The organism is Allobosea sp. P1_A7 (assembly GCF_056406775.1).
Window position 1 is genome coordinate 1 of record NZ_JBFTZN010000461.1, and the last position, 2,799, is coordinate 2,799.

3 protein-coding genes are annotated in these 2,799 nt (G+C 66.8%); 2 read left to right on the forward strand and 1 reads right to left on the reverse strand.

All coding sequences use genetic code 11. The features are described 5' to 3' along the window. Positions 1 to 57 precede the first annotated feature (57 nt). A complete protein-coding gene (locus tag AC1D34_RS36215) occupies positions 58 to 1,119 on the reverse strand; it encodes an NAD(P)H-dependent flavin oxidoreductase (protein WP_476826866.1) in 1,062 nt (353 codons plus the stop codon). Positions 1,120 to 1,207: 88 nt separating this feature from the next. Between AC1D34_RS36215 and AC1D34_RS36220 the strand changes: the two genes are divergently transcribed. Both AC1D34_RS36220 and AC1D34_RS36225 read left to right on the forward strand, forming a co-directional pair. Then, complete coding sequence (locus AC1D34_RS36220) at positions 1,208 to 2,125, forward strand: LysR family transcriptional regulator (RefSeq protein ID WP_476826867.1); 918 nt, start codon at positions 1,208 to 1,210, stop codon at positions 2,123 to 2,125. After that, positions 2,109 to 2,799, forward strand: a 691-nt coding sequence (locus tag AC1D34_RS36225; protein WP_476826868.1) for a YbfB/YjiJ family MFS transporter, incomplete at its 3' end; no start/stop codon positions are given. The genes AC1D34_RS36220 and AC1D34_RS36225, both read left to right, overlap by 17 nt.

Consider the following 2,799-nt stretch of genomic DNA (forward strand, 5'->3'; position numbering starts at 1 on the left):
GGGTGGACGGTCGCGGCACTCTGAGAATGCCGAGCGACAGCAGATGTCAGCGGCCTGTCATCGCCCCGCTTCGGAGGCGGCCTTCAGCTCGCGCAGCAATGTGGCGACGAGTTCGGCCGCCGGCATGGCGCGGGCGAGCGGAGCGCCCTGCCCGGCCCATTGGGCGCCGAAGCCGTGCTCGCCCTTGGCCTTTGCGGCGGCATGGAGGGCCTTTCCTGCGTCATAGGCGATCGGGTAATCCGGCGGCTGCCGGTCAGCCACGCTTTGATGGAGGTCCGTGAAGCGATTGGCGAGGCAGCGCGCCGGCCGGCCCGAGATCAGCGCTGTCAGCCGGGTGTGATAGGCGCCGCGGCCCGCGAGCGCCGCACGATAGGCATCATCAGCAGACGATTCCGGACAGGCGATGAACGCCGTGCCGAGCTGAGCGGCGACAGCACCGAGGTCGAGTGCGGCAGCAATGCCGGCCCCATCCATGATGCCGCCGGCTGCGATGACCGGCAGCGTGCTGTCCGCCACGAGAAGCCGTGTCAGGGCGACGGTTCCCAGGGCGTCATCCGAAGCCGCCGGATCGAACACGCCGCGATGCCCGCCGGCCTCGATGCCCTGTGCCACGATCGCATCGATTCCGGCGGCCTCGATCTGCCTTGCCTCTTCGAGATTGGTCGCCGTGGCGAAGAGTGTGGTGCCCGCCCCCTTCAAGCGCTGAATGGCTTGCGGCGACGGCAGGCCGAAATGGAAACTGACGACTGGCGGCCTCGCCTCGACGAGCATCGAAAGCATGTCGGCATCATCGGCAAAGCTCTTGTAGATCGTGCGCAGCGCCGCCGGAGGCACGGCGCCAAACTCCGAAAAGAGCGGCGACAGCCAGTGCAGCCACGCCGCCTCGCGCTCCGGATCCGGCTTAGCCGGGCCGTGCACGAAGACATTGACGTTGAACGCGCGCCCGGTCCGCGCCTTCAGATCCGCGATCATCGCACGGGCGCCTGCGGCATCCGTCGCGCCGACACCGATCGAGCCGAGCCCGCCCGCATTGGACACGGCGGCGGCAAGGGCGGGGGTCGAAACACCCGCCATCGGCGCCTGCACGATCGGCACCTCAACGCCCAGCTTGCTCAACATCCCGGCCTCCTGCGCTCCGCAACATCGTTGACTTGAATTCTCAAAAAGAGAATACAGATTCAAATTGATTTCTCAATGGAGAATTTAAATGGATTTCGCCGCGCTTGCGGTCTTCCGGACCGTCGCCAGGGAGCAGAGCATCACCCGCGCCGCGGAGCTGCTTGGGCGTGTGCCTTCGAATGTCACGACCCGCATCCAGCAGATCGAGGAGGCGGTCGGCGTGCCGCTGTTCCTGCGCGAGCGGAAGGGCATGACACTGACCGCAGCAGGCCGGACCTATCTCGACTACGCCGACCGGATCCTGAATCTGGCCGATGAAGCCATTCAGGTCGTCAATCCGGCGGGGCCGGCCGGCGTGCTGCGCATCGGCTCGATGGAATGCACCGTCGCAAGCCGGCTGCCCGTGCCGCTGGCCCGCTTCAACCAACGCTGGCCCGAGGTCACGATCGATGTGTCGACGGCGCCGACCCGGCAGCTGATCGACTCTCTCCTCGCCCATCGCATCGATGCCGCACTGATCGCTGTCCCATCGGGCGAGTGGTGGCTAGGCCCGCAGGATCTCGACACGGTGCCGGTCTTCCGCGAGGACCTCGTGCTCGTGCTTCCGCCGGGGCATCCCGAGGTACGGCACGTAGCAGACCTCAAGCCCAAGGCGCTCGCCGCCTTTGCGCCGGGCTGCACCTACCGCATGCTCGCCGAGGAATGGCTGACCGGCTTCGGCACGGTGAAGGGGCGTTTCTCCATCCATGAGGTCCGCTCCTATCACGCCATGTTCGCCTGCACGGCCGCAGGCTCCTGCTTCAGCATCATGCCCCGCTCCGTGCTCGATCTCCTGCGCCATACAGGCGCCGTCGAGGAGAAGGCGTTGATGCGGGTCGATACCTATCTTGCCTGCCGGCCGGGATTTTCGACGCCCGCCTTCACCGCATTCCGCGACCTGCTTGCCGGTTTCTCCGACATCGAGGTTGGGGCCATCGAGGTTCGGGCCGATGCCGGGAGCCCATGAACGAGAGGCCACGATCGCGGCCGCGCTCGTGCTCGTCATCGGCATGGGCTTTGGCCGGTTCGCCTTCACCGGCCTCTATCCGCTGATGATTTCCGATCACGCCATCTCCGTACAGGCAGGCTCCTATGCAGCCGCAGCCAATTATGCCGGATATCTGGCCGGCGCATTGCTGAGCGCGGTCCTGACCGGCATCCCGAGCCGGAGGCTTTGCGCTCTCGCCGTCGTTTCAACCGTCGCCCTGCTCGGCGCGCTCGCCCTGCCATTGCCGGAATGGGCGATCGTCACCGTGCGCGGCCTTGCCGGCATCTCAAGCGCGTTTGCCATGGTGGCCGCCTCGCATTGGCTGATTCACGATCGCAAGCACCATCAGGGAGCGCCCGCCCTCTTCGCCGGCGTCGGCATCGGCATCGTGGTGTCGGCGGAGTTGATCGCCCTTGCGCATCTCAACGCATTGTCGAGCCGGGCGATCTGGCTCACCCTTGCCATAGCGGCAGCGGCTCTCGCGGCTGCTGCCCTGATCCTGCAGCGGCGCAGCGACCGGGCACCGGCGGTGGCGCCCCAGCCGCTGTCGGCGCATGGGCAAGCCCATAGTGCGCAGTTGCTCGCTCCCCTGCGGCTGATCGTGATCTATGGGCTGGCCGGGTTCGGCTACATCGTCACCGCGACCTATCTCC

Coding starts and splice junctions, on each gene's coding strand:
- AC1D34_RS36215 (WP_476826866.1), bottom strand. CDS start 1,119: ATGTTGAGCAAGCTGGGCGTTGAGGTGCCGATCGTGCAGGCGCCGATG.
- AC1D34_RS36220 (WP_476826867.1), top strand. CDS start 1,208: ATGGATTTCGCCGCGCTTGCGGTCTTCCGGACCGTCGCCAGGGAGCAG.